We start from the raw sequence: 4915 nt of genomic DNA, 5'->3' as shown, positions 1-4915 counted from the left end.
AAAAAACCAAAGCGTAACAAAACTTTGAGTGAGACAGGAAAAACATACAATGGAGAGTTTGATCCTGGCTCAGGATGAACGCTAGCGGGAGGCCTAACACATGCAAGCCGAGCGGTAGAGTATCTTCGGATACTTGAGAGCGGCGTACGGGTGCGGAACACGTGTGCAACCTGCCTTTATCTGAGGGATAGCCTTTCGAAAGGAAGATTAATACCTCATAATATACTGATTGGCATCAATTAGTATTGAAAGCTCCGGCGGATAGAGATGGGCACGCGCAAGATTAGATAGTTGGTGAGGTAACGGCTCACCAAGTCAATGATCTTTAGGGGGCCTGAGAGGGTGATCCCCCACACTGGTACTGAGACACGGACCAGACTCCTACGGGAGGCAGCAGTGAGGAATATTGGACAATGGGTGCAAGCCTGATCCAGCCATCCCGCGTGAAGGACGACGGCCCTATGGGTTGTAAACTTCTTTTGTACAGGGATAAACCTACCCTCGTGAGGGTAGCTGAAGGTACTGTACGAATAAGCACCGGCTAACTCCGTGCCAGCAGCCGCGGTAATACGGAGGGTGCAAGCGTTATCCGGATTTATTGGGTTTAAAGGGTCCGCAGGCGGGCTAGTAAGTCAGTGGTGAAAGCCTACAGCTTAACTGTAGAACTGCCGTTGATACTGCTAGTCTTGAGTATAGTTGAGGTAGCTGGAATGAGTAGTGTAGCGGTGAAATGCATAGATATTACTCAGAACACCGATTGCGAAGGCAGGTTACCAAGTTATAACTGACGCTGAGGGACGAAAGCGTGGGGAGCGAACAGGATTAGATACCCTGGTAGTCCACGCCGTAAACGATGCTAACTCGTTTTTGGGCTTTAGGGTTCAGAGACTAAGCGAAAGTGATAAGTTAGCCACCTGGGGAGTACGACCGCAAGGTTGAAACTCAAAGGAATTGACGGGGGCCCGCACAAGCGGTGGATCATGTGGTTTAATTCGATGATACGCGAGGAACCTTACCAAGGCTTAAATGGGAATTGACAGCTGTAGAAATACGGTTTTCTTCGGACAATTTTCAAGGTGCTGCATGGTTGTCGTCAGCTCGTGCCGTGAGGTGTTAGGTTAAGTCCTGCAACGAGCGCAACCCCTGTCACTAGTTGCCATCATTAAGTTGGGGACTCTAGTGAGACTGCCTACGCAAGTAGAGAGGAAGGTGGGGATGACGTCAAATCATCACGGCCCTTACGCCTTGGGCCACACACGTGATACAATGGCCGGTACAGAGGGCAGCTACACTGCGAAGTGATGCAAATCTCGAAAGCCGGTCTCAGTTCGGATTGGAGTCTGCAACTCGACTCTATGAAGCTGGAATCGCTAGTAATCGCGCATCAGCCATGGCGCGGTGAATACGTTCCCGGGCCTTGTACACACCGCCCGTCAAGCCATGGAAGCTGGGGGTACCTGAAGTCGGTGACCGTAAAAGGAGCTGCCTAGGGTAAAACTAGTAACTAGGGCTAAGTCGTAACAAGGTAGCCGTACCGGAAGGTGCGGCTGGAACATCTCATTTTAGAGACTCATTTGGAGTATAAACAAAAATAAGAAAGCTTACTTAAAGTAGCTTTGGTTTTTTTACTGGTTGGTATATAAAGAAATAACCCCTAAGATTAGTATCAGGGATAAGAAAGAGATTAGAAACTAGAAGTTGGAAGTTAGAAATAAGGATGAGAATCTAAATTCTAACAATCTAAACTCTGACATCTAAGACAGTCTCGTAGCTCAGCTGGTTAGAGCGCTACACTGATAATGTAGAGGTCGGCAGTTCGAGCCTGCCCGAGACTACTAATTAATAGAGGTTGGATACTAGAAGTTAGAATTTAGAAGAAGTTGAATGTCTAAAATCTAACATCTGAAATCTAACATCTACACTAATGGGGGAATTAGCTCAGCTGGCTAGAGCGCCTGCCTTGCACGCAGGAGGTCAAGGGTTCGACTCCCTTATTCTCCACTAGAGTTAGATATTTAATTTAAAAGTGACGGATGGAGCCAAATACAACATCAGTTCATTAAATATCTAGCAAGCATAAAGCACATTGACATTAACGGTAAAAGACATCACAAAGAGAAAACCGAGCACTTATAAGTGCTTGAGTAACCAAAAATATTAGGAAAGAAATCGTTAAGGGCGTATGGCGGATGCCTAGGCTTTCAGAGGCGACGAAGGACGTGGTAAGCTGCGAAAAGCTACGGGGATTGGCACACACGAATTGATCCGTAGATATCCGAATGGGGCAACCCAATACATTGAAGATGTATTACTGCGTAAGCAGAGCAAACCCGGAGAACTGAAACATCTAAGTACCCGGAGGAAAAGAAATCGAAGAGATTCCGTAAGTAGTGGCGAGCGAAAGCGGATTAGCCCAAAAGCTTTTATATGTTTAATAGAACACTTTGGAAAGAGTGGCCATAGAGGGTGATAGCCCCGTACATGAAAGGCATACATAAGTGATAAAAGAGTAGGGCGGGACACGTGAAATCCTGTCTGAATATGGGGGGACCATCCTCCAAGGCTAAATACTCCTGAAAGACCGATAGTGAACAAGTACTGTGAAGGAAAGGTGAAAAGCACTTCGAATAGAAGGGTGAAAGAGAACCTGAAACCGTACGCCTACAAGCGGTCGGAGCAGCTTAGTGCTGTGACGGCGTGCCTTTTGCATAATGAGCCTACGAGTTAATTTTACTAGCGAGGTTAAGTAATTAAGTTACGGAGCCGAAGCGAAAGCGAGTCTGAATAGGGCGAATAGTTAGTAGGATTAGACGCGAAACCTTGTGATCTACCCATGGGCAGGTTGAAGCTTTGGTAACACAAAGTGGAGGACCGAACCGGTTGACGTTGAAAAGTCTTCGGATGACCTGTGGGTAGGGGTGAAAGGCCAATCAAACTGGGAGATAGCTCGTACTCTCCGAAATGCATTTAGGTGCAGCGTTGATGTTAAGTTTATTAGAGGTAGAGCTACTGATTGGATGCGGGGGTTTCACCGCCTACCAATTCCTGACAAACTCCGAATGCTAATAAATGTTCATCAGCAGTGAGGGCATGGGTGCTAAGGTCCATGTCCGAGAGGGAAAGAACCCGGACCAACAGCTAAGGTCCCTAAATATATGCTAAGTTGAAATAACGCGGTTGGACTGCATTGACAGCTAGGATGTTGGCTTGGAAGCAGCCATTCATTTAAAGAGTGCGTAACAGCTCACTAGTCGAGCGGTCCGGCATGGATAATAATCGGGCATAAGCATATTACCGAAGCTATGGGATGTATTAATACATCGGTAGGAGAGCATTCTATCGGCGCAGAAGCAGTATCGTGAGGTATTGTGGAGCTTATAGAAAAGAAAATGTAGGCATAAGTAACGATAAAGGGGGCGAGAAACCCCCTCACCGAAAGACTAAGGTTTCCTCAGCCATGCTAATCAGCTGAGGGTTAGTCGGGACCTAACGCGTACCCGAAAGGGGAAGTGGATGGACAATGGGTTAATATTCCCATACTTGCTCACACTAAAAAGGGGACGGATTGCCGTACTTACTGAAGACTGACGGAATAGTTGAGACCTAGCCTACGGGCGAAGTTGTTGTAGGGAAAGCAGTTCCAAGAAAAGCCGAAGTGAAGCAACCCGTACCAAAACCGACACAGGTAGTCGAGGAGAGAATCCTAAGGTGCTCGAGTGAGTCGTGGCTAAGGAACTAGGCAAAATAGTCTCGTAACTTCGGAAGAAGAGACGCCAACAGAAATGTTGGCCGCAGTGAAGAGGCCCAGGCGACTGTTTATCAAAAACACAGGACTCTGCTAAATCGAAAGATGCTGTATAGGGTCTGACACCTGCCCGGTGCTGGAAGGTTAAGGAAGGTGCTTAGCGTAAGCGAAGGCATTAACTGAAGCCCCAGTAAACGGCGGCCGTAACTATAACGGTCCTAAGGTAGCGAAATTCCTTGTCGGGTAAGTTCCGACCTGCACGAATGGTGTAACGATCTGGGCACTGTCTCAGCCACGAGCTCGGTGAAATTGTAGTATCGGTGAAGATGCCGATTACCCGCAATGGGACGAAAAGACCCTGTGAACCTTTACTATAACTTCGTATTGACTTTGAGTAAACAATGTGTAGGATAGGTGGGAGGCTATGAAGCTGGCACGCTAGTGTTGGTGGAGCCGTTGTTGAAATACCACCCTTTGTTTACTTAGAGCCTAACTCGGAAACGAGGACATTGCGTGGTGGGTAGTTTGACTGGGGTGGTCGCCTCCAAAAGAGTAACGGAGGCTTTCAAAGGTACCCTCAGCACGCTTGGTAACCGTGCGTAGAGTGTAATGGCATAAGGGTGCTTGACTGTGAGACCCACAAGTCGATCAGGTGCGAAAGCAGGACATAGTGATCCGGTGGTTCCGTATGGAAGGGCCATCGCTCATAGGATAAAAGGTACTCCGGGGATAACAGGCTAGTCTCCCCCAAGAGCTCACATCGACGGGGAGGTTCGGCACCTCGATGTCGGCTCGTCACATCCTGGGGCTGGAGAAGGTCCCAAGGGTTGGGCTGTTCGCCCATTAAAGTGGCACGCGAGCTGGGTTCAGAACGTCGTGAGACAGTTCGGTCTCTATCTATTGCGGGCGTTAGATGTTTGAGAGGGCTTGAATCTAGTACGAGAGGACCGATTTGAACAAACCTCTGGTGTATCTGTTGTGCCGCCAGGCGCACCGCAGAGTAGCTAAGTTTGGTAAGGATAAGCACTGAAGGCATATAAGTGCGAAACCTGCCTCAAGATGAGACATCTTTTAAGGGTCGTGGGAGATGACCACGTTGATAGGCTACAGGTGTAAAGTTGGTAACAGCATAGCCGAGTAGTACTAATTACCCGTAGATTTATAGCCTAA

At 47.9% G+C, this 4915-nt stretch carries 2 tRNA genes and 2 rRNA genes; all 4 read left to right on the top strand.

What is annotated here, in order from left to right:
- Nucleotides 1–46: 46 nt before the first annotated feature.
- Nucleotides 47–1563: ribosomal RNA gene (locus GXW81_RS05180) — 16S ribosomal RNA — on the top strand.
- Between the two features lie 198 nt (nucleotides 1564–1761).
- Nucleotides 1762–1835 (top strand) — tRNA-Ile (locus tag GXW81_RS05175).
- 92 nt (nucleotides 1836–1927) lie between these two features.
- Nucleotides 1928–2001: transfer RNA gene (locus GXW81_RS05170), tRNA-Ala, on the top strand.
- A gap of 161 nt (nucleotides 2002–2162) precedes the next feature.
- A 23S ribosomal RNA gene (locus GXW81_RS05165) occupies nucleotides 2163–4912 on the top strand.
- Together the 16S and 23S rRNA genes with 2 tRNA genes alongside form the textbook arrangement of a ribosomal RNA operon.
- Nucleotides 4913–4915: the final 3 nt, after the last annotated feature.

The sequence above is a fragment of the Riemerella anatipestifer genome (assembly GCF_009932355.1).
GTDB classification, from domain to species: domain Bacteria; phylum Bacteroidota; class Bacteroidia; order Flavobacteriales; family Weeksellaceae; genus Riemerella; species Riemerella anatipestifer_E.
Note: the sequence above shows the minus strand (reverse complement) of the source record. Positions and strands in the feature narration are given on the sequence as shown.